The 26,437-nt window shown below is 66.4% G+C and carries 28 protein-coding genes; 17 read left to right on the top strand and 11 right to left on the bottom strand.

The annotated features are described in order from the left end of the window. Positions 1-95: 95 nt before the first annotated feature. From ACYQ4T_RS15300 to ACYQ4T_RS15290, 3 genes are read left to right on the top strand one after another with little or no spacing between them, the layout of a single operon-like run. A complete protein-coding gene (locus ACYQ4T_RS15300; protein WP_459855730.1) occupies positions 96-410 on the top strand; it encodes an ArsR/SmtB family transcription factor in 315 nt (104 codons plus the stop codon). Continuing rightward, the gene (locus ACYQ4T_RS15295; RefSeq protein WP_459855728.1) at positions 410-1,813 is read left to right on the top strand and encodes an FAD-dependent oxidoreductase; all 1,404 of its coding nucleotides are present in this window, start codon (positions 410-412) and stop codon (positions 1,811-1,813) included. Before ACYQ4T_RS15300 ends, ACYQ4T_RS15295 begins: the two co-directional genes overlap by 1 nt. Then, complete coding sequence (locus ACYQ4T_RS15290) at positions 1,810-3,042, top strand: MFS transporter (RefSeq protein WP_459855725.1); 1,233 nt, start codon at positions 1,810-1,812, stop codon at positions 3,040-3,042. The genes ACYQ4T_RS15295 and ACYQ4T_RS15290 overlap by 4 nt, the downstream gene beginning before the upstream one ends. A 30-nt stretch (positions 3,043-3,072) precedes the next feature. Here ACYQ4T_RS15290 and ACYQ4T_RS15285 read toward each other — a convergent pair whose 3' ends face one another. The 5 genes from ACYQ4T_RS15285 to ACYQ4T_RS15265 all read right to left on the bottom strand — a co-directional run bounded on the left by ACYQ4T_RS15285 (position 3,073) and on the right by ACYQ4T_RS15265 (position 6,331). Continuing rightward, complete coding sequence (locus ACYQ4T_RS15285) at positions 3,073-3,780, bottom strand: cytochrome c biogenesis CcdA family protein (protein ID WP_459855723.1); 708 nt, start codon at positions 3,778-3,780, stop codon at positions 3,073-3,075. Continuing rightward, positions 3,780-4,166 (bottom strand): thioredoxin family protein, encoded by a 387-nt coding sequence (locus ACYQ4T_RS15280; protein WP_459855720.1) that lies wholly within the window; start codon positions 4,164-4,166, stop codon positions 3,780-3,782. The genes ACYQ4T_RS15285 and ACYQ4T_RS15280 overlap by 1 nt, the downstream gene beginning before the upstream one ends. 236 nt (positions 4,167-4,402) lie before the next feature. Continuing rightward, positions 4,403-5,470: an ACR3 family arsenite efflux transporter gene (arsB, locus tag ACYQ4T_RS15275; RefSeq protein WP_459855717.1), complete on the bottom strand. Its 1,068-nt coding sequence runs from the start codon at positions 5,468-5,470 to the stop codon at positions 4,403-4,405. 2 nt (positions 5,471-5,472) lie between these two features. After that, positions 5,473-5,979, bottom strand: coding sequence for an arsenate reductase ArsC (locus tag ACYQ4T_RS15270; RefSeq protein WP_459855714.1), 507 nt, complete (start codon positions 5,977-5,979; stop codon positions 5,473-5,475). Positions 5,980-5,995: 16 nt separating this feature from the next. After that, complete coding sequence (locus ACYQ4T_RS15265; RefSeq protein ID WP_459855712.1) at positions 5,996-6,331, bottom strand: ArsR/SmtB family transcription factor; 336 nt, start codon at positions 6,329-6,331, stop codon at positions 5,996-5,998. 255 nt (positions 6,332-6,586) lie between these two features. On the opposite strand from ACYQ4T_RS15265, the gene ACYQ4T_RS15260 reads away from it, so the two are divergent. From ACYQ4T_RS15260 to ACYQ4T_RS15250, 3 genes are all read left to right on the top strand, one after another. Beyond that, positions 6,587-6,943, top strand: coding sequence for a hypothetical protein (locus ACYQ4T_RS15260; RefSeq protein WP_459855710.1), 357 nt, complete (start codon positions 6,587-6,589; stop codon positions 6,941-6,943). 8 nt (positions 6,944-6,951) lie between these two features. Then, the gene (locus tag ACYQ4T_RS15255; protein WP_459855708.1) at positions 6,952-7,737 is read left to right on the top strand and encodes an enoyl-CoA hydratase; all 786 of its coding nucleotides are present in this window, start codon (positions 6,952-6,954) and stop codon (positions 7,735-7,737) included. Positions 7,738-7,821: 84 nt separating this feature from the next. Continuing rightward, the gene (locus ACYQ4T_RS15250; RefSeq protein ID WP_459855705.1) at positions 7,822-8,139 is read left to right on the top strand and encodes a hypothetical protein; all 318 of its coding nucleotides are present in this window, start codon (positions 7,822-7,824) and stop codon (positions 8,137-8,139) included. A 202-nt stretch (positions 8,140-8,341) separates the two neighbouring features. Here ACYQ4T_RS15250 and ACYQ4T_RS15245 read toward each other — a convergent pair whose 3' ends face one another. Further along, a complete protein-coding gene (locus tag ACYQ4T_RS15245; RefSeq protein ID WP_459855703.1) occupies positions 8,342-9,904 on the bottom strand; it encodes a DegQ family serine endoprotease in 1,563 nt (520 codons plus the stop codon). A 249-nt stretch (positions 9,905-10,153) separates the two neighbouring features. On the opposite strand from ACYQ4T_RS15245, the gene ACYQ4T_RS15240 reads away from it, so the two are divergent. The 4 genes from ACYQ4T_RS15240 (at position 10,154) to ACYQ4T_RS15225 (ending at position 13,603) form a co-directional block, all read left to right on the top strand. Next, a complete protein-coding gene (locus tag ACYQ4T_RS15240) occupies positions 10,154-10,984 on the top strand; it encodes a response regulator (RefSeq protein WP_459855701.1) in 831 nt (276 codons plus the stop codon). After that, positions 10,981-12,315: an ATP-binding protein gene (locus tag ACYQ4T_RS15235; RefSeq protein WP_459855698.1), complete on the top strand. Its 1,335-nt coding sequence runs from the start codon at positions 10,981-10,983 to the stop codon at positions 12,313-12,315. The genes ACYQ4T_RS15240 and ACYQ4T_RS15235 overlap by 4 nt, the downstream gene beginning before the upstream one ends. A gap of 106 nt (positions 12,316-12,421) precedes the next feature. Then, positions 12,422-13,099 (top strand): glutathione S-transferase family protein, encoded by a 678-nt coding sequence (locus ACYQ4T_RS15230; protein WP_459855696.1) that lies wholly within the window; start codon positions 12,422-12,424, stop codon positions 13,097-13,099. Positions 13,100-13,114: 15 nt separating this feature from the next. Beyond that, the gene (locus ACYQ4T_RS15225; protein ID WP_459855694.1) at positions 13,115-13,603 is read left to right on the top strand and encodes a VOC family protein; all 489 of its coding nucleotides are present in this window, start codon (positions 13,115-13,117) and stop codon (positions 13,601-13,603) included. Here ACYQ4T_RS15225 and ACYQ4T_RS15220 read toward each other — a convergent pair. Together ACYQ4T_RS15220 and ACYQ4T_RS15215 are read right to left on the bottom strand one after the other, a co-directional pair. After that, on the bottom strand, positions 13,600-14,364 hold the full coding sequence (locus ACYQ4T_RS15220; RefSeq protein ID WP_459855692.1) for a citryl-CoA lyase: 765 nt from the start codon (positions 14,362-14,364) through the stop codon (positions 13,600-13,602). The two genes, ACYQ4T_RS15225 and ACYQ4T_RS15220, sit on opposite strands and share 4 nt — an antisense overlap. Then, positions 14,364-15,704: a phenylacetate--CoA ligase family protein gene (locus ACYQ4T_RS15215; protein WP_459855690.1), complete on the bottom strand. Its 1,341-nt coding sequence runs from the start codon at positions 15,702-15,704 to the stop codon at positions 14,364-14,366. Before ACYQ4T_RS15215 ends, ACYQ4T_RS15220 begins: the two co-directional genes overlap by 1 nt. 203 nt (positions 15,705-15,907) lie before the next feature. Here ACYQ4T_RS15215 and ACYQ4T_RS15210 point away from each other — a divergent pair, with 203 nt between their 5' ends. The 7 genes from ACYQ4T_RS15210 (at position 15,908) to uxuA (ending at position 23,512) form a co-directional block, all read left to right on the top strand. Next, complete coding sequence (locus ACYQ4T_RS15210) at positions 15,908-16,612, top strand: FadR/GntR family transcriptional regulator (RefSeq protein ID WP_459855687.1); 705 nt, start codon at positions 15,908-15,910, stop codon at positions 16,610-16,612. Positions 16,613-16,676: 64 nt separating this feature from the next. Continuing rightward, the gene (locus ACYQ4T_RS15205; RefSeq protein ID WP_459855684.1) at positions 16,677-17,939 is read left to right on the top strand and encodes an ABC transporter substrate-binding protein; all 1,263 of its coding nucleotides are present in this window, start codon (positions 16,677-16,679) and stop codon (positions 17,937-17,939) included. 85 nt (positions 17,940-18,024) lie between these two features. After that, a complete protein-coding gene (locus ACYQ4T_RS15200) occupies positions 18,025-18,972 on the top strand; it encodes a carbohydrate ABC transporter permease (RefSeq protein WP_459855681.1) in 948 nt (315 codons plus the stop codon). Beyond that, on the top strand, positions 18,969-19,913 hold the full coding sequence (locus tag ACYQ4T_RS15195) for a carbohydrate ABC transporter permease (RefSeq protein ID WP_459855678.1): 945 nt from the start codon (positions 18,969-18,971) through the stop codon (positions 19,911-19,913). The genes ACYQ4T_RS15200 and ACYQ4T_RS15195 overlap by 4 nt, the downstream gene beginning before the upstream one ends. Before the next feature lie 2 nt (positions 19,914-19,915). After that, a complete protein-coding gene (locus tag ACYQ4T_RS15190) occupies positions 19,916-21,034 on the top strand; it encodes an ABC transporter ATP-binding protein (protein ID WP_459855676.1) in 1,119 nt (372 codons plus the stop codon). 26 nt (positions 21,035-21,060) lie between these two features. After that, a complete protein-coding gene (locus ACYQ4T_RS15185; protein ID WP_459855674.1) occupies positions 21,061-22,314 on the top strand; it encodes a DUF1479 domain-containing protein in 1,254 nt (417 codons plus the stop codon). A gap of 16 nt (positions 22,315-22,330) precedes the next feature. Then, positions 22,331-23,512, top strand: coding sequence for a mannonate dehydratase (gene uxuA / locus ACYQ4T_RS15180; protein WP_459855671.1), 1,182 nt, complete (start codon positions 22,331-22,333; stop codon positions 23,510-23,512). Positions 23,513-23,603: 91 nt separating this feature from the next. Here uxuA and ACYQ4T_RS15175 read toward each other — a convergent pair whose 3' ends face one another. From ACYQ4T_RS15175 to ACYQ4T_RS15165, 3 genes are all read right to left on the bottom strand, one after another. After that, complete coding sequence (locus ACYQ4T_RS15175; protein WP_459855668.1) at positions 23,604-24,419, bottom strand: SDR family oxidoreductase; 816 nt, start codon at positions 24,417-24,419, stop codon at positions 23,604-23,606. A gap of 64 nt (positions 24,420-24,483) precedes the next feature. Further along, positions 24,484-25,668, bottom strand: a complete 1,185-nt coding sequence (locus tag ACYQ4T_RS15170; protein WP_459855666.1) for an NnrS family protein — start codon at positions 25,666-25,668, stop codon at positions 24,484-24,486. A 55-nt stretch (positions 25,669-25,723) separates the two neighbouring features. Next, a complete protein-coding gene (locus tag ACYQ4T_RS15165; RefSeq protein ID WP_459855663.1) occupies positions 25,724-26,434 on the bottom strand; it encodes a 2OG-Fe(II) oxygenase in 711 nt (236 codons plus the stop codon). Between the last annotated feature and the right edge of the window lie 3 nt (positions 26,435-26,437).

The raw sequence follows: 26,437 nt of genomic DNA, 5'->3' as shown, positions 1-26,437 counted from the left end.
CTGCCGTGCCGCAATCCGCGCACGTCGCCTCTTATATTTCCATTTTTCTCGAAATACCCCTTGACGGCGCCCAGCTTCGCGCGCATCTTATTTCCATGAAACTCGAAATAGCCGCCCACCAGCTCGAATCCCTCGGCAACCCGCTTCGGCTGAAGCTCTACCGCGCCTTGGTGCGGGCGGGGCAGGACGGGCTTTCCGTCGGCACCTTGCAGGCGAAGCTCGATCTCGCGGCGTCGACTCTATCGCATCACATCCGGCACCTGCGGGAAGCCGGGCTCATCACCCAGGAGCGGCAGGCGACGACCCTGATCTGCCGCGCCAACTACGACGCGATGAACGGGTTGGTCGGTTATCTGGTCGACGAATGCTGTATGGACGCGGCCTGCGCCGGCGGAAAGAAGGTGGCCTGATGACGATGAACGACCTCCCGATTGCCGTGATCGGCGCTGGACCGATCGGCCTCGCGGCCGCGGCGAACCTGGTCGCGCGCGGCATTCCCGTCCGGGTCTATGAAGCCGGGAACGCGGTCGGCGCCAATCTCCGGGATTGGGCGCATGTGCGGATCTTCACCAGCTGGGAGCAGAGCATCGACCCGGTCTCGCGCCGGCTGCTGGAGGCCGAGGGCTGGTCGCTGCCGCAGGGCAATGCCCTGCCCACCGGCGGCGATCTGGTGGACCGCTATCTCACGCCGCTGAGCCGCGTGCCCGGCCTCGCCGATGCGATCGAGACCGGCGCCAAGGTCACGGCAATCTCGCGCCAGGGCATCGACAAAGTGGCGAGCCGCGGCCGCGAGACCAAGCCCTTCGCGCTCCGCATCCGCAAGCGCGACGGCGCCGAGCGCGTCGATCTCGCCCGCGTGGTGATCGACGCATCCGGCACCTGGCAGAATCCGAACCCGCTCGGCGCCTCCGGCCTGCCGGCGGTCGGCGAGGCGGAGGCGCTGGATCATCTCGCCTATGGCATGCCCGACATCCTGGGGCGCCAGCGCGATTGCTATGCGGGCAAGCGCGTCGCCGTGGTCGGCGCCGGCTATTCCGCGATCAACGTGCTGCTCGACCTGACCAAGCTTGAAGCGGCCGGGACGCTGCTCTGGGTCGTGCGCGGCAGGAACATGGCGAAGATCTACGGCGGCGGCGATGCGGACGAGCTGGCGGCGCGCGGCAGGCTCGGCCAGCATCTGAAGAGCCTGGTCGAGTCCGGCCGGGTCACTTTGGTCACCGGCTTCGCGACCGAATCCATCGCGCGCTCGGGCAACGGCGTCACGCTCTCGGGCCGGGTCGATGGCGAGCCCGTCACTCTGCCGGTGGTCGATGAGGTGATCGTCGCGACCGGCCAGCGCCCCGATCTCGAGATGACCCGCGAGCTCCGGCTCGAGCTCGATCCCTGGCTGGAAAGCGTCAAGCTGCTGGGGCCGATGATCGACCCCAACCTGCATTCCTGCGGCTCGGTCGAGCCGCACGGGCACCGCGAACTCGCGCATCCCGAGCCCGGCTTCTACACGATCGGCGTCAAGAGCTATGGCCGCGCGCCCACCTTCCTGCTGCTGACCGGCTATGAGCAGGCGCGCTCCGTGGCGGCGGCGATCGCCGGCGACATGGTGGCCGCCGACAACGTGCAGCTGGTCCTGCCCGATACCGGCATCTGCCAAACTGATTTCGACGAAGACGGTGCCGGCTGCTGCGCGCCGGTCGCCGCCAAGGCCGCGGCATGCTGCGGCGGTCCGGCGATCGTGCGGGAAGATGCCTGCTGCGTCGCCGACGAGGTCGCCAAGGACGAAGGCCGGAAGGGCTGCGGCTGCGGCGTCGCCGCTTGACCCTTTCGACCGCCGAAGGCGCTGCGGTCGCGGTCCCGTCCCCGAAGTTGATCGTCCCCGCGCTCGGGCTCACCCAGATCCTGGCTTGGGGCTCGTCCTATTACCTGCTCGCGGTGCTGGCGCAGCCGATCGCCGCCGATACCGGCTGGCCGCTGACCTGGGTCGTCGCGGGGCTGTCGCTGGGGCTGCTGATCGCCGGCCTGGTCTCGCCGCTGGTCGGCCGGCAGATCCACCGCCGCGGCGGACGACCGGTGCTGGCGGCGAGCGCGATCCTGATCGGCAGCGGTCAGCTCGGCCTCGCGCTATCGCCGAACCTGCCCAGCTTCATCGCCGCCTGGGTTCTGATCGGCCTCGGGATGGGCGCAGGCCTTTATGACGCGGCCTTCTCGACCTTGGGCCGACTCTACGGCCACGCCGCGCGCCACCACATCACCACGCTCACGCTGTTCGGCGGACTGGCCAGCACCGCCTGCTGGCCGCTCTCGGCTTTCCTGGTGACGGAACTCGGCTGGCGCGGCGCCTGCGGCACCTATGCCGCGATCCATCTCCTGTTCTCGCTGCCGCTCTATCTGATCGCGATCGGCGACCGGTATGCGCCGTCCTGGGCGGAAGCGGACAAGGCCCTCGTCAGTCCGGCCGCCGCGCAGCAGCCGCAGCGCCTGCGCGCGATCTTCATCCTGCTCGCGGTCGCGATCATGGTCAGCTCGACCTTGACGACCCTCATCTCCGTCCATCTGATGACCCTGCTCCAGGCTCGCGGCATCTCGCTCGGTGCGGCGGTTGCGCTGGGGGCGATGATCGGTCCGGCGCAAGTCGGCGCGCGTTTCACCGAGATGCTGATCAGCCGCTACCACCATCCGATCTGGACCAAGATCGCCTCGGTGACCTTCATGGCGCTGGGCCTCGGCCTGTTCTGGGCCGGCATCCCGCTGGTCGCGGTCGCGCTGATCCTCTACGGCGCCGGGATCGGCCTGGAATCGATTGCCCGGGCGACGCTGCCGCTGGCGTTGTTCGGCGCCGCGAATTACGCGCCGATCATGGGCAAGCTGGCGATGCCGAGCCTGATCGCCCAGGCCGCCGCGCCTTCGCTGGGTGCCGTGCTGATCGCCGGCCTCGGCGCCGAAGCCACGCTCGGCACTGTCGGGATCGTCGCCTTCGGCAATTTCGCCTTGGGGATGGTCCTGCTGGCGATGACCGCACCGCTGCGGCGCCCGCCCGCTCGAGACTGAGCGCGGGTCGACCAGGACGGCGGCGGCAGGCTAGAAGCGTGTCGTCAGGCCTGTCAACCAATCGGGCGCCACGTTCTCGATCGCGGTGGCAATCTTGCGGTCGGCGCCGGTCAGCACCAGCAGGCCGAACAGCACCAGCACGACGCCGAGCAGCATGCGCAGCGATGACTGCGCCAGCATGATGCGGTCGCGCCAGCGGTCGAGCAGCCTGCGCGACGCCAGGCCCACGAGCAGCAGCGGAACCGCGGCGCCGATGCCGAACAGCAGCATGGTGCCGGTCACCTGGCCGATGTTGCGGCCCTGCGCCGCCAGCAGGGAAGCCGCGCCGAGCGTCGGCCCGACGCAGGGCGACCAGACCGCGCCCAGCAGCAGGCCGAGGCCGAACTGGCCCTGCGGGCCTGCAACCGAGAAGCCGCCGAACCGGTCGGACGCCCAGTTGCTCACCGGGCCCGCTGCGGCGACCAACCGGCCGTGGATCGGCGGCACCGCGAGCACGACACCCACGGCCATCATCAGGAGCGCGGCGCCGATGCGGATCAGGCCGGCATCCAGCCCCAGCGCGAAGCCGGCGAGCGCGACGAACAGGCCGATGCCGGTGAAGGAAAGCGCGATACCCGCCGCCAGGGCCAGCGGCGCCAGCTTGTGCTCGGAGACCGCCGCACCGAAGACGACCGGCAACAGCGGCAGGACGCAAGGCGAGAGCGTCGAGAGCAGGCCGGCCAGGAATGCCAGCGCCATCAGAGCGCTTTGTCCATCAGCGCCTCGATCTGTTCCGGATCCGTGATGCCGACCGCGCGGCCGGTCTCGGTCTTGCCCTTGAACGCGATCATCGTGCTCTGCGCCTGCACCTGAAGCAGCTGCAGGGCATCCTTCTGGCTGTCGAAGTCGACCTCGAAGATCATAAGTTCGCCGAACTTGGCGTCCTGCTCGAGCTGCGCCACGATGGGCTTCTGCCGCTTGCAGGTGGGACACCAGGGCGCCGTCACGTGAACGAGAATGGACTTGCCCGCGGCCTGCGCCTGCTGGAAGGCGGCGGGATCGAAACTCTGTCGCGTCGCGGCCTGCGCCGTTGCAAAGGGGAGCAGCAGGGTCGAAAGCAGGAAGGTTCGGCGCAGCAGCCTCATGTCACGATCTCCTTGTTCTCTTGAACCTCAAGCGGCTTGAGGTCCTGTCTCGGCCAAGAACAGTGCGTTTGAAAGATCGGAATGGTTACAGGGGAAGGGTTCGCGCCGCTCGAGCTCAACCGCGCGCGCTTTGTCGCAGGCTGAAACGCGGCCTGCGCGGGCGGTGCGGCCAGTGCCTGCGTGATCCTGGAAGACCTGGCGTCGGGCAACGGATGCGGCCCGCACGGCGGCTCGTCCTAGTCCCTTTCGCTGGCCCCGCCCAGCGCAGCCTGTGCCCGCGCGCCCGCGCCGCGCTCATACCAGCCCTTGCTGGCATTGACGATCTTCACCACCGACAGCATCACCGGCACCTCGATCAGCACGCCGACGACCGTCGCCAGCGCGGCGCCGGAATGGAAGCCGAACAGGCTGATCGCCGCCGCCACCGCCAGCTCGAAGAAGTTGCTGGCGCCGATCAAGGCCGAGGGTGCGGCGACGCAATGCGCCTCGCCGGTCACCCGGTTCAGCAGATAGGCGAGGCCGGCGTTGAAATAGACCTGGATCAGAATCGGGATCGCCAGCAGGCCGATCACCAGCGGCTGGGCGATGATCTGCTCGCCCTGGAAGCCGAACAGCAGGACCAGCGTGGTCAGCAAGGCGAGCAGCGAGACCGGCTGGATCTTCGCCAGCGCCGCGCGGAACCGCTCGGCCCCGCCGGCGAGCAAGCTGCGCCGCGCGACCTGGGCGATGATCACCGGGACGACGATGTAGAGCAGCACCGAGAGCAGCAAGGTCTGCCAAGGCACGGTGATCGCCGAAAGCCCGAGCAGCAGCCCGACGATCGGCGCGAAGGCGAAGACCATGATCACGTCGTTGAGCGCCACCTGGCTCAGGGTGAAATGCGGCTCGCCGTCGGAGAGATTGCTCCAGACGAAGACCATGGCGGTGCAGGGCGCGGCCGCCAGCAGAATCAAGCCGGCGATGTAGGAATCGATCTGCTCCGCCGGCAGATAGTCGCGGAACAGGCTGCCGATGAAGAGCCAGCCCAGCGCCGCCATCGAGAAGGGCTTCACCGCCCAGTTGATGAAGAGGGTGACGCCGATGCCGCGCCAATGCTCCTTGACCCGGCCCAAGGCCGCGAAGTCGATCTTCATCAGCATCGGGATGATCATCAGCCAGATCAGCAGCGCGACCGGCAGGTTGACCTGCGCGATTTCCGCGCCGCCGATCGCGGTGAAGACGCCGGGCATGAAATGCCCGAGCGCGATGCCGAGCAGGATGCACAAGCCGACCCAGAGGGTGAGGTAGCGCTCGAAGGCGGACATGATCAGGCCGATTCCGGGAATTTGCGGCCGATATCCTCGAGCCGCCGCTGCAGGCTCAGGCGATCGAGCGATGCGATCGGCAGGCTGGTGAAGATCGAGATCCGATTGCTGAGCTGGCGATAGGCGTCGGCGAAGGCGAGCCGCCGCTCCACCTCTGACCCCTCGGCCGCAGCCGGATCGGGCAGGCCCCAATGCGCCGTCATCGGCTGGCCGGGCCAGATCGGGCAGACCTCGCTCGCCGCGTTGTCGCAGACGGTGAAGACGAAATCCATCTCCGGCGCACCGGGTGCTGCGAACTCGTCCCAGCTTTTCGACCGCAGTTGATCCGTCGGGTGGTTGAGCTTCTTCAAGAGGTCGATCGCGAAGGGATGCACCTGGCCCTTCGGCTGACTGCCGGCGCTATAGCCGACGAACTTGCCCTTGCCCTCGCGGTTCAGGATCGCTTCGGCCAGGATGCTCCGGGCGGAGTTGCCGGTGCAGAGAAAGAGTACGTTGAAGACCAGACCCATTTCGGTCGCTCCCAATTCAGCAGCAGGCGGGTGTTGCGGCTTCCAGCAGCGGCTGGCAAATCTCCGGCTGGCCGCGGCAGCAATCCTTGATCAGGTAGGAGAGCAGGGCGCGGGCGCCCTCGGTGTCGGCGGCATAGAGGATCGTGCGCCCCTGCCGTTCGGCCTTCACCAGGCCGGCGCGGCTGAGGATGCCGAGATGGGTCGACAGCGTGCTCGGCGGGACGTCGAGCTCCCTGGCCAGGTCTCCTGCCGCCATCGGCTCCGGGAATTCGCGGATCAGCCGGCGGAAGATGTCCAGCCGGGTCTCCTGGGAGAGTGCGCCGAAGGCTTCGAGGGCGAGTATCTTTTTCATATTTCGAGAAATACAGAAGTGTATGGGCCTGTCAAGCCGAGCTTGGAATGGCCGCTTGCGCTCGAACAAAAGAAGAACTATACTGCGTTGCTAAGGCAAACCCGGACGCAGCACGGGTCCGGTTCTCAGCCGCTTTTTGCCCGCCTGCATAGACAGTGCATGTACAGAATCGCGAAGCCGGTCCCGGCTCTCGCGCGAACTGGCCTCCGGCGAATATCCGGGCTAGAAGGGGCACCCCCGTTCCGGAGAGGTCAAATGCGCCGCTGGATTGCTGTCCTGATCCTGCTCCTCGCCGCCGCCATGCCCGCCTCGGCCGCCGAATACCTGAAGGCGGTCAGTGACTTGCCCCTGGCCGAGGGGCTGAAGGAGCAGGTCGAGAAGGCGACGGTCTTCGACACGCCCTTGGGGCGGATCGTCAACGCCTATGCGACCGGCAACCTGAAGCCCGCCGCCGTGCTCGACTTCTACGACGACACCCTGCCGGCCTTGGGCTGGGACCGCCAGAAGGCCGGCACCTATCACCGCAAGAACGAGATCCTGAAGATCGACGTCTGGGGTCCCGACGCCGGCCCGGTCAACGTCAGCTACACCCTCTCTTCCCAGAATCAGTGAGCCCCCACGTGAGCAGCACCGCCTTCGAGAACATCCTCGTCTCCAGCCAGGGCCGGGTCGGCCTCATCACCCTCAACCGGCCGAAGGCGCTGAACGCGCTCTGCGACGCGCTGGTGGCGGAACTCGGCCGGGCGTTGGACGCCTTCGAGGCGGATGCCGGGATCGGCGCCATCGTCATCACCGGCTCGGAGAAGGCGTTTGCCGCGGGTGCCGACATCAAGGAGATGAAGGACCGGAGCTTCATCGAGGTCTATACCCAGGACTTCATCACCATCGGCTGGGAGCGGGTCGCCCAATGCCGCAAGCCGGTGATCGCGGCGGTCGCGGGCTTTGCGCTCGGCGGCGGCTGCGAGATGGCGATGATGTGCGACTTCATCATCGCCGCCGAGACCGCGAAGTTCGGCCAGCCGGAGATCACCTTGGGCATCATCCCCGGCGCCGGGGGGACCCAGCGCCTGACCCGCGCTCTCGGCAAGGCCAAGGCGATGGATCTCGTGCTCACCGGCCGGATGATGGACGCGGCGGAAGCCGAGCGGGCCGGCCTGGTCGCCCGCGTGGTGCCGGCGGAAAAGCTGCTGGAAGAGGCCATGGCGGCGGCGGAGAAGATCGCGTCCATGTCCCTGCCGGTGGCGATGATGGCCAAGGAATCGGTCAACCGGGCCTTCGAGACCACGCTCGCCGAGGGCATCCAGTTCGAGCGCCGGATGTTCCACGCCAGCTTCGCCACCGAGGACCAGAAGGAGGGCATGGCCGCCTTCGTCGATAAGCGGAAACCCGCCTTCAAGAACCGGTAGAGGGAAACCGCTCGGGGCTAACGGTTTCGTAACCATATTGCGGTTCTCTAGGGTCGAACGATTGTTGGACCCGGCGCAAGCACCATGTCGCATCCCGTAGCCTCAACCCTGCCGCGCTTCACCCTGAAGTGCATGCAAGTGTCGATCGACCTGAAGCTCTACCCGGTCGTCGGCATGAACATCCAGGAGGTGATGATCGGCGGCGCGCCGGACTGGATCGCGCCGAAGCAGCGCCTCGACTTCTCCTTCGTCATGGATCTCCAGGGCAAGGAGCGCCGGCTGCCGACCTACGGCGTCGTGATCTCCAACGATTCCCGCGGCCTCGACATCAAATACCGCCCGCCCACCGCGCAATGGCGCGCGATTCTCACCAAGCTGCTCACCGACGAAAACACGCGCTGAGGGCCCAGCAGAAAGAAGCCCGCCTCTTGCGAGGCGGGCTTTTCAGTCGTGGGGGTTGGGCAGGGGGCTTTAGGGGTTGTCGGCGCGGGTTCCGGGGGATGGGGTGGAACCCGCGCCGACGAAAGGACCTTCCGGTTACGGCCTCGCGGGGCGTGGAGGCAGGGGCTGGCCGCAGCCCGTAGGGTCCTATCTCTGATCAGCGTTATGCGTTGTCGAGCTTCACCGCGACGAACAGGCTGCGGCCGCCGCGATCGACCAGCATCAGCAGCACATTCTCCTTGTTCTCCTTCGCCTTCTCGGCGAGGCGCTTCACGTCCGCCGGCGAAGCCACCGCGGAGTCCGAGACCCGCTTGATCACGTCGCCGGGGCGGATGCCCTGGTCGGCCAGCGGGCCGTCGGAGTCGAGGTCGGCGACCACGACGCCCTTTTCGCCGTCCTCGAGATTGAACATCTGCCGGGTCTGCGCCGTGACCGGCGCCAGGGTCGCGCCGAGCGCCGAGACCTGCACGCCGCTGTTCGAATCGGCAGCGCCGTCGTCCTGGCTCTGCGCGTCGTTGCTCGCGACCTTCTCGTCGTCCTTCATCTTGCCGACCGTGGTGGAGACGGTGATCTCCTTGTGGTCGCGGAAGACGCCGAGCTCCGCCTTGGCGTTGGGATCAGTCTCCGCGACGAGGCGCGGCAGGTCGCGCATCTCGTGGACCGGCTGGTTGTTGTAGGAGACGATCACGTCGCCGGGCTCGAGCTTGGCCTTGGCCGCCGGGCTGTCCGGCTGGATGCTGGCGACCAGCGCGCCCTTCGGCTCGTCGAGGCCGATCGCCTTGGCGATCTCCGGGGTCACCTGCTGGATCTCGACGCCGAGATAGCCGCGCTGGATCGAGCCCTTGTCCTTGAGCTCGGCCAGGATCGGCTTGGCGAGGTTGGACGGGATCGCGAAGCCGATGCCGACCGACCCGCCCGAGGGCGAGAAGATCGCGGTGTTGATGCCGACCACGTTGCCCTTCATGTCGAAGGTCGGGCCGCCGGAATTGCCCTGGTTGATCGAGGCGTCGATCTGCAGGAAGTCGTCGAACGGACCTTCATGGATGTCGCGGCTCCGGGCCGAGACGATGCCGGTCGTGACCGTGCCGCCGAGGCCGAACGGATTGCCGACCGCCAACACCCAGTCGCCGACCCGCGCCTTGTCGCTGTCGCCGAACTCGACATAGGCGAGCGGCTTGGTCGTCTCGATCTTCAGCAGCGCCAGATCGGTCTTAGGGTCGGCGCCGATCAGCTTGGCCGGATGATCCACGCCGTCGGTCGTGGTTACCTGGATATCGGTCGCGGACTCGATCACGTGGTTGTTGGTGACGATGTAGCCGGTCGGGTCGATCACGAAGCCTGAGCCCAAGGCGGTGGCCTTGCGCTTCATCGGCTTGCTGCCCTGGCCCTGGTTCTCCATGAACTGCTTGAAGAACTGCTCGAAGGGCGTGCCGCGCAGGTCCGGCATGTTGGGCTGCTGCACGTCGGCGGTCTCGACATGGGTCGAGGAGATGTTGACCACGGCGGGCGTCACGTGCGCGGCGAGGTCGGCGAAGGTCGCCGGCACCATCTGCACGGCGCCGCCGGCCTGGTCGGTGAGGCTGGTCTCCGCATGCGCCGGCTGGATCACCGGCACGTCCCTGAGGGCGAGGCCGCCGACGAAGGCGGGGACCGCCACGAAGCTGGCCGCGGTCGCGGCCAAGGCCAGCTTGCGCGCCACGCGGTTCTGTTTGAAGAGATCGAACATTAGACTGGATCCTCCGGAAAGGTGTCGAGGCTGGGGAAGTGCCCCCGCTCTGTTGCGAAGGATATTGGGGTGTTATCGCCGCAACGCGATGTCGACCAAAGCCTCGATTGGTAACGAATTGCGACGCCTGGAGAGGCTGTTACAATCGGTTACACTTTTCCGGTCGCGCCGGCGCGGCGCGCTTACAAGATGACCGCGGCACCCTTTCGGCATCTCCGAATCTGAGCGTTTCGAGGCGTAAGAAGACTGATGGAAAAGACCCCGCATATCCTGATCGTGGATGACGACCGCGAGATCCGCGACCTGCTCTCGCGCTTCCTGCAGAAGCACGGCTTCCGGGCCAGCACCGCCGCCGACGGCCGCGACATGCGCAAGATCCTGGCCGACGCGAAGATCGACCTCATTGTTCTCGACGTCATGATGCCGGGCGAGACCGGGCTGCAGATTTGCGCCCAGCTCAGGGCCCAGGGCATCCCGGGCCCGTCCGGTGCCGGTGCCGCGCGCACGCCGATCATCATGCTGACGGCCGCCGGCGAGGACACCGACCGCATCGTCGGCCTGGAGATGGGCGCCGACGACTATCTGCCGAAACCGTTCAACCCGCGCGAGCTCCTGGCGCGGATCCGCGCCGTGCTCCGCCGCAGCGAGGATGGCGGCCGGCCGATCGGCGAGGCCGACAGCGCGATGATCCTGCATTTCGACGGCTGGCAGCTCGACCTCGGCGCCCGACGCTTGACCGGACCGGAAGGCAACGACATCGATCTTTCCGCCGGCGAGTTCGACCTCCTCTCGGCGCTGGCGCAACGGCCGCGCCGGGTGCTCTCCCGCGACCAGCTGCTCGACTTGTGCAAGGGTCGCGCCGCGCAGCCCTTCGACCGCAGCATCGACGTCCAGGTCGGGCGGCTGCGGCGCAAGGTGGAACGCGACCCGGCGGAGCCCAAGATCATCACCACGGTGCGCGGCGGCGGCTACATGTTCGCGCCGGAAGTGACCCGCGGCGGCAAGCCCGCGTCCGGGGCCGCCAATCCGGCGACAGGAGAGGGATCCGCGAATCCGCCGCTCATGAAATCCGGCTCATGAAGTTCCGGCGCTTCGCGCCCGACAGCATCCTCGGATGGCTGGCGCTGATTCTGGTCGCGGGGCTTGCCGCGAGCCAGGCGCTGACCGCGCTTGCCCACAACATGGACCGCAACGAGGCGATCGTGGAGATCGAGGATCTCCGTGCCGCCGAGCGGGTCGCGACCTTCGCCACTTTCCTGCAGCATACCGCCCCGGTGCTGCGCCCGAGCGTCGCGCAGTCGTTCAGCGGCCCATCGATGACCGTCGAGGTCACCAGCCGCTCCAATGTGCCCGACGACGAGGTCCGCAACCGCCGCCTCGGCCATCTGGCCAAGGCGGTGGCGGAGCGCCTGCACGGCACCGGCTGGCAGGAGATCCGCGTCGCCGAGGCGGCGCCGACCGACGACCAGAAGGCCCGGGGCCTGATGCCGATCCGCGCCTCGATTGCGCTGCGGGACGGCGCCTGGATCAACTTCGAGTTCGCGGCGATCGAATCGCTGCCGCTCGCCACCATCCGCGTCATCGCCTGGACCGCCGCCAGCGTGCTGCTGGTGCTGGGCTTGAGCTACTACGCCTTCCGCCGGGTCACGCGCCCGCTGGAAAGTCTCACCCGGGCCGCCGAGGCGCTCGGCCGCTCGGGGCGCACCGAGGCTTTGCAGGAGACCGGCGCCAGCGAGGTGCGCCGCGCCGCCCGTGCCTTCAACGAGATGCAGGGCCGCATCCGCCGCCTGCTCGAGGACCGGATGCAGATGGTGGCCGCGATCTCGCATGATCTTCGCACCCCGATCACGCGGCTGAAATTGCGCGCCGAGTTCGTCGAGGATCCGGAGCAGCGCGAGAAGATGCTGCGCGATCTCGACGAGATGGAGGCCATGATCAAGGAGACCTTGGCGCTGGCGCGCGAGGATGCCAATCCGGAAGCCCGCGCCAGGCTCGACCTCAAGCAATTGGTCGCCGACAGCGTCGAAGGCATGGCGCATGTGACGCTGGAGATCGATCCGGCGCTGAAAGACGCGAGCATCGAGGCACAGCCGATCGCGCTGAAGCGTGCCGTTGCCAACCTGGTCGAGAACGCCGTCGTTTACGGCAAGTCGGCCCGGGTGCGGCTCGGCCAGACGCCGAAGGAGTTCGAGATCGGCATCGCGGACGACGGTCCCGGCATCCCCGAGGCCGAGCTCGAGCGCGTGTTCCGCCCGTTCTACCGGCTGGAGGCGTCGCGCAACCGGGAGTCCGGCGGGGCAGGGCTGGGGCTCGCCATCGCGCGCAGCGTCGTCCGCGCCCATGGCGGCGATATCCTGCTGAAAAACCGCCCGGACGGCGGGCTTCAGGCGACCGTCACCCTGCCGAAATAGCAGGAATCGCACCGCTTGGGCCGGGTGGACTCTGCCCGTTTCGGCTTCTATCCTTGGCACGAATAACGAGCAATAAGCTCGAACCATGACAGTCGGGGAGGAGACGATGAAGCTCCATTGCCATCCGCTATCGACCACCAGTCGATGCGTGCTGTTCTTCGTGCATGATGCCGGAATCAAGGTCGACGAAGTCACCGTCGATCTGTTCAGCGGCGAGCATGTCAAGGAGCCGTTCACCAGCCTCAATCCGAGCAAGATGGTGCCGGTGCTCGACGATGACGGTTTCATCCTGACCGAGAGCTCGGCGATCCTGAAATATCTGGCGGAGAAGGCGGGATCGCCGGCATATCCGGCGGGCGACATCAAGACCCGCGCCAAGATCAACGAGCTGATGGATTGGATCAACGTCAACTTCTACCGCGACTTCGGCTATGGCCTGGTCTATCCGCAGGTGTTTCCCGGCCACAAGCGCCCCAGCGACGAGCTGCAAAAGGGCACGCTCGATTGGGCCAAGGAGCGCTGCCAAGGCTGGCTCGGTATTCTCGACCAGAAGCTCCTCGGCCCGAAGCGCAATCATCTGGTGGGCGACCGGATCACCATCGCCGACTATTTCGGACTCGGCATTCTCACCAGCGGCGAGCTGGTCGGCTGCGACTTCGCGAACTATCCCAATGTGAAGCGCTGGCTCGACGGCATGAAGCAGCGGCCGGGCTATGCCGAGGTGTTCGGCCCATTCAACGAGTTGACCGCCAGCCTCAAGGGCAAAGAGTTCGCCGCGGTTTAATCGAGGAGGATCGTCATGATCAAAGGCCTCCACCACAACGCCTATCGCTGCCGCGACTCCGAGGAGACGCGGCGCTTCTTTGAGGATTTTCTAGGCCTGCCGCTGGCCGGCTCGCTCTGGATCAAGGAGACCAAGACCGGCCGCGACACCGACGTGCTGCACACCTTCTATGAGATGGACGACGGCTCCTATCTCGCCTTCTTCGAGGCGCCGGACCGGCCGTTCACCTTCAAGGAGCAGCACGACTTCGATCTCCATATCGCGCTCGAGGTCGAGCACGAGGCGCTCTTGAAGATGATGGCCAAGGGCAAGGCCGAAGGCCGCGAGGTGCGCGGCATCTCCGATCACGGCTTCATCGACTCGATCTACTTCCGCGATCCCAACGGCTATGTGATCGAGCTCACCGCCAAGAAGCCCGGTCACGACAAGGCGATGGATCCCGCGACCAACAAGGCTCGAGACATTCTCGACCGTTGGCAGAAGGGCAAGACCGCGGCGGCTTAAGCCTCCGGATCCTCGTACGAGATCGCGCCATCCACCAGCTCCCATATCGCGCGGCCGGAATGGGTCGCGCGTTCCTCAAGGAGATGACCGACCAATCCGCCGGCGCGGGACACCACGGCGATGCCGCGCAGGCTCTCGGGCGGCAGGCCGATCTCCAGCAGCAGGGCGGCGATGGCGCCGGTCGCATTGATGGTGAGATGCCGTCCGGCCCGGCGGTCGAGCTCGGCGCCCAGGGTCTTCAGCAGCGCGATGTAGCGGCCTTCGCAACCGGCTTCGGCGGCGATCGCGAAGAGGCGCGGCGGCCGCGGATCGTCCGGCTTGTGGATCGGATGGCCGAAGCCGGGCAAGGCGCGGCGTTCCTGGCGGTGCGCCTCGACCACGTCGCGGCAATAGGTCTCTGCATCACCCGCCGTCTCGACGCCGATCTTCAGGACCCGCGCGCAGCCTTCCATCGTGCCCACGAAGACGTTGCCGACCGTGAGCAGGCCCGCAGCCAACGCGGCTTGCGGTTCGTCGGGCACATTGTCGGCGACCAGGCGCGTGACAATTGCGCTCGGCGTCAAGCCATGCTCCATCAGCGTAACGAGACAGGCGTCGAGCACCTTGGTCTCTCCCGCTTTCGGCATGCGCCCGGTGATCAAGAAATAGAGCACCTCGGTGTAGCTGTGCCGGCCCATCAACTCGTTGACGAGATCGCGGCCGCGCACGGTGATCGAATCGGCATCGGAAGTGGCGATATGGGTCTTCGGCAGTTGTGCCATCAATGTTTGTCCAGGTTGGGCTTCACCAGCTTGGTCTTGTATTCGCTGCGCGGCAGGCTGGCGAAGGGCACCAGGGTGACGCGGGTCGCCACGACCAGTTTGGCGCGGATCGCCGCCTCGATTCTCTCGGCGAGATCCGCAGGCGCCGCACCGCCCTCAGCCAGCTCCACATCGATCGGCACCGGCGGCTCCTGGCGCGTGCCGGGAGCGGACGGCTTGATCAACAGCGCGCCGCTCACCGCCGGGCGGAAGCCGGCGACCACGTCGCGGATCGCGGTCGGGAACAGGTTGACGCCGCGCACGATCAGCATGTCGTCGGTGCGGCCGATGCAGCGGGTGCGGAGCGTGCGGCGGCCGCAGGCGCAGGGTGCGGTCCAGATCACCACATGGTCGCGGCTGCGGAAGCGAAAGGGCGGCGCGGCCTCGCGCTGGAGCGCGGTATAGACCAGCTCGCCCTCGGCGCCATCTTCCAGCGCCAGCGCCTCCCCGCTCATGGGATCGATCAGCTCGACATGCACGAAGTCGCCGCCGCAGAAATGCATGCCCTGCTGGTGCTCGCATTCGCCCCAGAGCGAGATCGAGACATCGCCGATGCCCATGGCCTCGCACACCTTGGCGCCGAACGTGGCTTCGATCGCTGCGCGGAACGCGGGCTCGCCGCCGCCGGGCTCGCCCGCGACCGAGATGCGCTTCAGGCCGAGGCCGGCCGGATCGATCCCGCGCCCGCGCAGCCATTCGCCGAGATACTGCGCATAGGAGGGCGTGCAGACCAGGGCTTCCGGCCGGATCACCTGCATCGCGCGGGCCAGGCGCTCGGTGTTGCCGGTGCCGACCGGGATATGACAGGCGCCGATATTGCCGAAGGCATCGATCGCCGCGCCGGCGACGAAGGGGCCGGCGTTGTAGGTCGAGACCATGCGCAGCCCGCGCCGCAACCCGGTCGCGGTGTAGGAACGCGAGGAGATCTCGATCCACATCGCGAGGTCCTTGGCGGTGAGCGGCATGTAGCAGGGCTCGCCGGTCGTGCCGCTGGTCGAATAGATGCGGACGATCGCTTCCGGTGGCGCGGCGCAGTGGTTGCCGAAGGGCGGCGACGCTGCCTGGCTGGCGCGGATCTCGTCCTTCTCGGTGAAGGGCAGTTGGGCGATGCATTCGAGATCGCCAACGGCATCGGCGCCGCCGAAGCCGGCCGCGCGCAATTTGGCACGGTGAAACCCCGAATGCTCGAAGAGATAGGCGATCTGCCGCCGATAGGCCACGCGATCCCGGGCATTTTGTTCAGCGGGCGCCCGGGTCTCGACCTCGGGCCGGAAGATGAAACCGCTGCGCTGCTCGGTCATGAATCGCTCCGGCCCCTGGATTCCGAGGGTGTTTTTCACCCTGCCCGAGGGAATCCACCGCGGTCAAGGAAGCCGCTGCCTCATGCTGCGTATGCGAAAGGCCGGCGTCTCCTGAATTAATTGGTAAGGCCACTTTTCCAGTTGACCAATCTCGACCCCAGGGCGCAGGGTTCGCCCCGTCAGGGAGAGAAAAAGGACGGCGAATGCCGTTTCAGGTTGTTGAGTCCCAACGCCTCTATCAGCAGGTGGCCGAGCAGCTCGGCGGTCTCATCGACCGCGGCGAGTTCCGCGAGGGCGACCGCCTGCCGCCCGAACGCGAACTCTCCAAGAAACTCGGCGTCAGCCGCCCGGTGGTGCGCGAGGCGATGATCGCGCTGGAGATCGCCGGCCTCGTGGAGGTGCGCGGCGGCGCCGGCGCCTTCGTCAAATCGACGCGGCAGGGCGCCGATCGCGCCTTGGCCTCGCTGCCGGACCAGGGGCCGAGCCCGTTCGATCTCATCGCCGCGCGCAAGATGCTCGAAGGCGAGATCGCCTACATGGCCGCGACCGCGATCCAGCCCGCAGACCTGAAGCAGCTCGAGCAGGCGATTGCGGATATGCGCGCCGACATCGAGGCCGGTCGCGACAGCCGGCCGGCCGACCGCGTCTTTCACCTGCGCCTTGCGGAAGCGACTCGCAACGCGGTGCTGGCGCATCTGGTCGACGGGTTGTGGACGCATATGTTGACCCCGATCTTCGATGCGCTCAACCGGCACACCAACCTGTCCGGCAACGATCCCATGACGGTCGACGATCATGCGGTGATCGTGGCGGCGCTGGCGCGGCACGATGCCGAGGCGGCGCGCCGCGCGATGCGCGAGCACCTGGAGCATGTGGAAAGGATCCTGCTGCAGAGCGATTTGACTTGAGGCGAATTTCAAAGACGGCGTCGGACCGCTTCCGGCAAGTGAGAAGAATCCGTAGGGAGGATCTATGATTCAGTTTCGGACGATGTTGCTGGCCGGCGTTGCGGCCATGTCGCTCGCGGGCGCAGCAGCCCAGGCCGAGGACATCAAGGAAGTGCAGATGCTGCACTGGTGGACCTCGGGCGGCGAGGCCGCGGCGCTGAACGTGCTGAAGCAGGATCTCGCCAAGGAAGGCTATGCCTGGAAGGACGTGCCGGTCGCGGGCGGTGGCGGCGAGGCCGCGATGACCACCCTGAAGGCGATGGTGGCGGCCGGCAATCCGCCGACCGCTTCGCAGATCCTCGGCTACTTCGCGCTCGATTATGCCGAGGCCGGCAAGCTCGGCGACATCACCGAGCTCGCGACCAAGGAAGGCTGGGACAAGTCGATCCCCGCGGCGCTGCAGAAGTTCACCACCACCGACGGCAAGTGGGGTGCGGTCCCGGTCAACATCCACTCGGTCAACTGGGTCTGGATCAACAAGGCGGTGATGGAGAAGATCGGCGGCACCGAGCCGAAGACCTTCGACGACTTCATCGCCCTGCTCGACAAGGCGAAGAAGGCGGGCGTGATTCCGCTGGCCCTGGGCGGCCAGCCCTGGCAGGAAGCGACCATGTTCGATTCGGTGGTCGCCTCGACCGGCGGCATCGACTTCTACAAGAAGGCTTTCGTCGACCTCGATGAGTCGGCCCTGACCTCGGACACGATGAAGAAGGCATTCGACAACCTCGCCAAGCTCCGCGACTACACCGATCCCAACTATGCCGGCCGCGACTGGAACCTCGCGACCGCCATGGTCATCAACGGCGAGGCGCTGGTGCAGGTGATGGGCGACTGGGCCAAGGGCGAGTTCAACGCCGCCAAGAAGGTCGCGGGCACCGACTTCCTCTGCTACCGCTTCCCCGGCACCGACGGCGCGGTGATCTACAACACCGACATGTTCGCCATGTTCGACGTCTCCGCCGACCGCAAGGCGGCGCAGCTGGCGCTGGCCGACGCCACCATGAGCCCGAGCTTCCAGTCGGCGTTCAATGTGGTGAAGGGCTCGGTGCCGGCGCGCATGGACGTGCCCGACACCGACTTCGACATTTGCGGCAAGAAGGGCATCGCCGACGTCAAGGCTGCCAACGCCGCCGGTAACTTCGTCGGCTCGATGGCGCAGAACTATGCCCAGCCGCCGGCCATCGCCGGGGCCTATCACGACGTGGTCACCAAGTTCTTCCACGGCGAGATCAAGTCCTCCGATGACGCGGTGAAGGAACTGCTCGCGGCCATCGACGCCGCGAAGTAAACCGGTACGGCCCTCCCCCATGCGTGGGTGCCTCCCATGCGCGTGGGGGAGGGTCCTCTCCCCGACGTTGCCGCGATAGGCGCCGATGAAAACTGCTTTGGCCAATTCCGCACTCATTGACAACCCGCAGCCCGGATCGCTGCGGGCGGAGGCCCAGGCCTGGCTGCCGCGCATCGTGCTGGCGCCGTCCTTCGTGCTAGTGCTGATCTTCGTCTACGGCTTCAACCTGTGGACGGTGTTCCTGAGCTTCACCAATTCGAAGGCCTTCGCCTCGACGAAGCTGGTGGGCTGGACCAACTATGAGCGGCTTTGGAACTGGACCTTTGCCAGCGATCCGCCGTCGAACTGGCATACGGCGATCGTCAACATGGCGATCTTCGGCGTGCTCTACGTGGCCTTCTGCCTGGTGCTCGGCCTGCTGCTGGCGATCCTGCTCGATCAGAAGATCCGCGGCGAAGGAATCCTGCGGCCGATCTATCTCTATCCGCTGGCGCTCTCCTTCATCGTCACCGGCACCGCCTGGAAGCTGTTCCTCGATCCGCGCATCGGCCTCGAGAAGGCGGTCCATGACTGGGGCTGGCTGGGCTTCAGCTTCGACTGGGTGGTGACGCCGTCGAAGATGATCTATTGCGTGGCCATCGCCGGCATCTGGCAGTCCTCGGGCTTCGTCATGGCAATGTTCCTGGCGGGCCTGCGCGGCGTCGACGGCGAGATCATCAAGGCGGCGCAGATCGATGGCGCCTCGACCTTCGCCACCTATCGCCGGATCATCATCCCGATGATGCGCCCGGTGTTCCTGTCGGCGATCATCATCCTCACCCATCTCGCCATCAAGTCCTACGACCTAGTGCTGTCGGTCACCGGCAAGAATCCGGGCGGGGCCGCCGAGCTGCCCTCGACCTTCATGTATTCCTTCACCTTCACCCGGAACCAGATGGCAGTGGGCTCGACCAGCGCGGTCATCATGCTGATGACGATCGCGGCGATCATGGTCCCCTATCTCTACTCCGAACTGCGGCAGAAACGCTCATGACCGCGATCGATCCAACCGTCGCTTCGGTGGCCGAGCCGACCCGGCACTCGATGGTAACGCGCATCGTCATCTATGGGCTGCTGCTGCTCTTCGCCGTGGTCTACATCCTGCCGCTGGGCGTCATGGTGATGACTTCATTGAAGCCGCTCAATGAGGTCACCGGCGGAAACATGTTCGCGCTGCCGCAGGAGCTCACCTTCTATCCCTGGATCCAGGCCTGGAGCGAGGCGCGGATCGGCGTCTCGGAGACGACCGGCATCAGCGGCTACTTCCTGAACTCGATCAAGATGGTGATCCCGGCGGTCGCGATCTCGACCCTGCTCGGCGCCCTGAACGGCTTCGTGCTGACCAAGTGGCGCTTCCCCGGCCACAACCTGGTCTTCGGCATGATGCTGTTCGCCTGCTTCATCCCCTTCCAGTCGATCATCATCCCGATGGCGGTGATCCTCGGCCATCTCGGCAGCTTCGGCAACACGCTGCGCGATCTCACCGGCTATTCCTTCGGCTTCGGCAACCCGATCGTCAACCTGGTGTTGGTGCATGTGGTCTACGGGCTCGGCTTCACCACGCTGTTCTTCCGCAACTACTACGAAGCCTTTCCGACCGAGCTGGTGAAGGCCGCCATGGTGGACGGCGCCAGCTTCTTCCAGATCTTCCGGCGCATCATGCTGCCGAACTCGATGCCGATCGTGATCGTCACCGTGATCTACCAGTTCACCAACATCTGGAACGACTTCCTGTTCGGCTCGACCTTTGCCGCGGGGGATCACGCGCCGATGACGGTAGCGCTCAACAACCTGGTGAACACCTCGACGGGTGTCGTCGAATACAATGTCAACATGGCGGCCGCGATCATCGCCGCGGCGCCGACGTTGATCGTCTATATCCTCGCCGGCCGCTACTTCGTGCGCGGCCTGATGGCGGGCGCGGTGAAGGGATGACCATGGCGACGGCTCTGGAGATCAACGGACTGAGCAAGCGCTTCGGCGCGGTGGATGTCCTGAAGAACATCAACCTGACGCTCGACAAGGGCGGCTTCCTGGTGCTGGTCGGCCCGTCCGGTTGCGGCAAGTCCACCTTGCTCAACACCATCGCCGGCCTGGAGTCGGTCAGCGCCGGCGAGATCCTGATCGACGGGCAGCCGGTCAACGGCCTGCATCCTTCGAAGCGCGATATCGCCATGGTGTTCCAGTCCTACGCCCTCTATCCCAACATGTCGGTGGCGGAAAACATCGCCTTCGGCATGGAAATGCGGAAGGTACCGAAGGACGAGCGCGACAAGGCGGTGGCGAGCGTCGCCAAGACCTTGCAGATCGAGCATCTGCTCGACCGGCGCCCCAGCCAGCTCTCCGGCGGCCAGCGCCAGCGCGTCGCCATGGGCCGGGCGCTGGTGCGCCAGCCGCGCGTCTTCCTGTTCGACGAGCCGCTCTCGAATCTCGACGCCAAGCTCCGGATCGACATGCGGGTCGAAATCAAGCGCCTGCACCAGCAGACTGGCACCACCACCGTCTATGTGACCCACGACCAGATCGAGGCCATGACCTTGGCGACCCGCATCGCCGTGCTGAAGGACGGCGAGGTGCAGCAAGTGGGCAGCCCGAGCGAGATCTACAACACGCCGGCCAACCTGTTCGTCGCGGACTTCATGGGTTCGCCGTCGATGAACCTGCTGAAAGGCCGCGTGGTCAAGAACGGCAGCGGTGCCGCAATCGCCTTCGCGGCCGACGGTGCGCCGCCGGTCACCCTGGCGGCGCCGACCGGCGCCAATATCGGCCTACTCAGGGACGGCGATGCGGTCATCCTCGGGGTCAGGCCGGAAGCGGTCGGCGATCTCCAAAGCATCGATCGCAACGCCAGGACCGTGGCCGGCGTCGACGCGCCGGTCGAGATCGTCGAGCCGGCCGGCTCCGACACCTTCGTGGTGACCCGGATTGCCGGGCAGGAAATCACGGCCCGGATGCGCGCCGATACGGATTTGCGGCCGGGCCAGGTCGCGCATTTCGCATTCAATATGGACAAGGCGGTCCTGTTCGATCCCGCCAGCGGCAACCGGATCGGTTGACGCGCATTCCTCAGGTGAGGTGAGACATGCTGAACATTCGCATCGACAATATCGGCGAGAGCATCAAGACCACGAAGCGGGCCATGCGCGCCAAGCTTCCGGATCTTAAGAAGATCATGGCCGAGGTCGAGGACGACCTCAAACGCGAGGTCGAGGTCGTGGCCAATGCCCGCGTCAAGGGCGGCAACACCGTGCCGATCATCGAATACCAGGACATCATCGATGAGAAGGTGACCGAGGCGGCCAAGGCGGAGCTGCGTCGCCGCGGCGTCGCCGTGGTGCGCGGTGTCTATCCCAAGGCCGAAGCCATCGCCTGGAACGACGAGCTCGGGGAGTATCTCGCGAAGAATCGCTATACCGAGCGCCGCCCGGCGCCGAAGGTGAAGGACGAGTATTTCAGCAAGCTGAAATCCGACAAGCCGCAGATCTTCGGCATCTACTGGTCGAAGCCGCAGATGCAGGCCCGCACCCATCCGCACTCGGCGCGCACCCGCGCCTTCATGAACCGGCTGTGGAAATTCGAGGGCGAGGGCAAGAAATACTTCGATCCCGACCGCGAGACGCTCTATGCCGACCGCATCCGCCGTCGCGAGCCCGGCGACAAGACCCTCGGCCTCTCGCCGCATATGGATGCGGGCTCGGTCGAGCGGTGGCTGGACGACGAGTATCAGCATGTCTTTCGCCATGTCTTCTCCGGCAACTGGCGCGCCTATGAGCCTTTCGACGGCGCCGGCCGCGCCGAGACCGACGAGATCCCGTCGCCCGCGGTCTGCAGCATGTTCCGCAGCTTCCAGGGCTGGACCGCACTGACCCCGCAGGGTCCCAACGACGGCACGCTCCAGGTCATGCCGATCACCAAGGCGATGGTCTACCTGCTTTTGCGCCCGCTGATGGATGACGTGCCGGAAGACATGCTCTGCGGCGCCGAGCCGGCGCGCGCCTTCTCGATCGAGCCGGAATGGCACCCGCTGCTCACCCCGGCTTTGTCCTCGATCCCGCATGTCGAGCCCGGCGACACCGTGTTCTGGCATCCCGACATCGTGCATGCGGTCGAGGACGAGCATCGCGGCCAGGGCTACAGCAACGTGATCTACATCGCCGCCGCGCCCTACTGCGCCAAGAACGCTGCCTATCTTCAGAAGCAGAAGGACGCCTTCCTCACCGGCCGGAGCGCGCCCGACTTCTCGGCCGAGGACTACGAGGTCGATTTCGAGGGCCGCGCGACGCCTGCCGACCTCACCGAGCTCGGCAAGAGGCAAATGGGGCTGATGCCCTGGTAAGTACGGAGTAGTTTCAGTGGAAGAGACCTGGCGCTGGTTCGGGCCGAAGGACAAGGTGCCGTTGCAGCATGTGCGGCAGGCCGGGGCGACCGGCATCGTGACGGCCCTGCATCACGTGCCGAACGGAACGGCCTGGGCTGTGGACGACATCGCCAGGCGCAATGCCGAGGTGAAGGCCGGCGGCATGCGCTGGTCGGTGGTCGAAAGCATCCCGATCTCCGAGGAGATCAAGACCCGGACCGGCGACTGGAAGAAACATCTCGAAGCCTACGGCCAGTCGATCCGCGCCCTGGCCGCCAACGGCATCGACACGGTCTGCTACAATTTCATGCCGGTGATCGACTGGACCCGCACCGATCTCTTCTACAAGATGCCGGACGGCTCGCTCTCGCTGCGCTTCGACGCCAACGAGTTCGCCGCCTTCGACCTCTTCATCCTGCGGCGCCAGCATGCCGCCGCGGAATACACACCGGAACGGATCGAAGCCGCGAGGCTCTGCTACGAGGCGATGACCCCGGACCAGCGCGAGAAGCTGACCCGCACCATCATCGCCGGTCTGCCCGGCGCCGAGGAGAGCTATACGATCGAGATGCTGCGCGCGGCGCTCGACAAGTATCGCGGCGTCACCAAGGACGAGTTCCGCGACCGGTTGGGTGAGTTCCTCGATGCGATGACGCCGATCGCGGAGGAAGCGGGCGTGCGGCTTGCCATCCATCCGGACGACCCGCCGCGCCCGCTCTTAGGCCTGCCGCGTATCGTCAGCACGCAAGAGGACGCGCGCTGGATCCTGAACCGGGTCGACAGCCCGAACAACGGCCTCACCTTCTGCACCGGCTGCTACGGCGTGCGGCCCGACAACGATCTCGTCGCCATGGCGAAAGAGTTTGCTTCGCGCATCCATTTCCTCCACCTGCGCGCCACCAAGCGGGAGGACGACCCGGAGAGCTTCTTTGAGGCTGACCACCTCGACGGCGATGTCGACATGGTCGGCGTCATCACCGAGGTTCTGAAGGAAGAGAAGAAGCGCGAGAGCATCGGCCGCGACGACAAGGAAATCCCGATGCGCCCGGATCACGGCCACCAGATGCTGGACGACATCGACAAGTCGGTGAACCCCGGCTACTCGGCCATCGGCCGGCTGCGCGGTCTTGCGGAACTGCGTGGCGTCGCGACCGCGGTGAAGCGGATGCTTCGCTAATTATTCTCCTCGTCATTGCCGGGCCTGACCCGGCAATCTCGCGCCCAATGGCACCAGATGCCCGGGTCAAGCCCGGGCATGACGATTCCAATTAAGACGACCAGTTCTTCTTGAAGTCGCCGAACAGCGTCAGCCCGCCGCAGGCGAAGATGGTCTGGCCGGTGATGTAGCTGGCATCGTCGGAAGCCAGGAAGGCGAAGACCGAAGCCATCTCTTCTGCCGATGCGGACCGCCCCATCGGGATATGCGATTCGACGTCGGCCCGCATCTTCGGGTCGTTGATCCAGCGCGCGTTCATGTCGGTATCGACCGCGCCCGGCCCGACTGCGTTCACCCGGATGCCCTTGTCGGCATATTCCAGCGCCAGCGTCCGGGTCATGTTCTCCATCCCGCCCTTGCTGATCGAATAGGCGATATAGCCCGGCTTCGGGATGATCTCATGCACGCTGGAGCAGTTGAGGATCACGCCGCGCTTGCGGCCGAGGAAGTGCCGCAAGGCCGCCTGGGAGCAGAGCAGGGCGCCGGTGAGGTTCACGGCGATGACCCGCTCGTAATCGCTGAGCGGGTAGGATTCGCTCGGCGCCTCGGTCTGGATGCCGGCATTGTTGACCAGGATGTCGAGTTTGCCCCAGGCGCCGAGCACGTCCGTGAACATCGCCTCGATCGCCTCGGCCTTGCCGACATCGGCCTGGACGACGCGATGCTGGCGGCCTGCGAAGCCGCTCTCGGCGGAGATCGCCTGCACCGATCCCAGCACATCCTCCGCGGCGGCCTTCGAGCCGGCATAGTTGATGGCGACGGTGGCGCCTTCCGCGGCGAAGCGCTCGGCGATGGCGCGCCCGATCCCGCGCGAAGCACCGGTGATCAGGGCGAAGCGGCCGTCCAGCCGGCGGCATTGGCTTGTCATGGTGGGTTCCGTTCCTGGCGTTGCTTGGCGCAGGAACTAGCCCAACCGGCGGGGTCAGGCAACCCTAGGCGCGGGCCGAGAACAGATACCGCCCGTACTTCACCGCAAAGAGCAGGAATCCGCCGGCCCAGAGCAGGCCCGCCACGGCAACGGTCTCCGGATAATCGGTCGGCAGCCAGGGGGCGAGAACGCGGATGATGGCGCCGAGAATGACCAGGGCATAGATCGCCTGGGTGCCGCGGTCGGCCACGAGCGGCCGGCCGGTATGGCCGAGGCTGGCCCGCGTCATCACCGCCAGGGTCATCGTGCCGACGGCGCCCGCGGTCAGCGCATGCAGCGCCGCCGTCGCCATGATCCGCTCGGGCGCGATGGCCGAAGCGCCCAGGGCCAGCAGCCCGACCACCAGCCAGAGGTAGCCGAGGTGCAGGATGACGACGAGCGGCTCCTGGAGAGTCCGCTGCCCCTGCCAGCGCGCCAGCCGGATCGCCTGGATCACGGCGGCGACCAGCAGCAGGCCGCCGGCCCAGGCCGCCTCCGGGAAGATGGCCCAGGCCAGCATGGCGATCAGCGTTGCCGCGACCGCGGCCTTGTCGATCAGGCCGAAGGGTGCCGGAAAGGGCTCGCCCTTCTCCTTGGCGAGCCAGTTGCGGGTGAAGCTCGGCGTGATCCGCCCGCCGATCAGCGAGATCAGGGTGGCGGCCAGCGCGATGGCGAGATGCACCCCCAGCATCGGATCGACGGAAGTCCAATCGGGCAGGAAGGAGACGACGTCGGCGAGAGCGAAGCCCGCGATCATCGCCACCACCGGCAGGTTGCGCTTGTTGCTGCCGGCGATGACCTCGCGGAAGGCCGTGCCCGAAAGCGCCAGCCAGTAGAGCAGGTCGAGCACGATCCCGGTTTCCGGCGAGATCACGCCGGTCGCCTGCAGCGCCGCGCCGAAACGACCCAGCAGCCACAGTCCCAGCAATCCGGCGAGCGGCGCGCCGGAGACCGGCAGCCGCCCGGTCCAGTTCGGAATTGCCGTGAGCAGGAAGCCGCCGATGATGGCGCCGAGGAAGCCGAACAGCATCTCATGGGCATGCCAGCGCAGAGGATCGCCGGCGATCACCAGCTGCCCGGTGAAGAGGCATGCCCAAGCCGGAATGGCGATGCCCGCGAACAAGGCGCCGCTGAAGAAGAACGGCCGAAAGGCGAAGCTGAAAAAGGCCGGACCGCTATAGCGTCGGCCACCGATCTGAATCTCGGTCATGGCGTCGATGCTACTCTATATCGCGCGACGATGCACCTGGGCCAAAGGTCGCGGGTTACCGGGCATCGTGGAAGATGATGCCGAGGGTGAAGCGCCGGCCGCTCTTCACCCGGCTGACTCCATGGCGCAGCGTCACCCGGTAGATGCCGCGCTTCCCCTGGATCGGTCGCTGGTTGACCGCGAACACAACCGCCTCGCCTTGCTGCAGAGCCAGGGCTTCGCCGCGCGACTGCATGCGCGGCCGCTGCTCGGTCAGCAGGAACTCGCCGCCGCTGAAGTCATGGTCCGGGTCGCTCAGCAGGATGGTCGCCTGAAGCGGGAAGGCGAGGTCCCCATAGAGATCCTGGTGCAGGCAGTTGTAGTCCCCGGTTTCGTATTTCAGCAGCAAAGGGGTCGGCCGTGCCTGGCCGGCGGCATGGCAGAGCTTCAAGTAATCGGCGTGCCGTGCGGGATAGGCGTTCCCGCCGGTCAGCCCCTGCCAGCGGTTGGCCGTCCCGGCCAGATGCGGGTAGAGAGATGTGCGCAGGGCAGCGACGATCTCGGGCAAGGGTGCGGCGAAGTATTTGTACTCGCCGCTGCCGAAGCCATGCCGTGCCATCACGACGCGGCTGCGGAACAGGCCCTCCTGGTCATAGAGCGCGGCCAGCCCGGCGCATTCCTCGGGGGTGAGAATCGGCCCCGTCGTGGCATTGCCGCGCGCATCCAAATCGGCGGCGATGCCATCCCAATTCAGTCCGGCAATACGGTCGACGATTTGCTTCGGCATGAC

The sequence above is a fragment of the Dongia sp. agr-C8 genome (genome assembly GCF_054658695.1).
The sequence above is the reverse complement of the archived record's forward strand: the minus strand, read 5'-3'. Positions and strand labels throughout refer to the sequence as shown.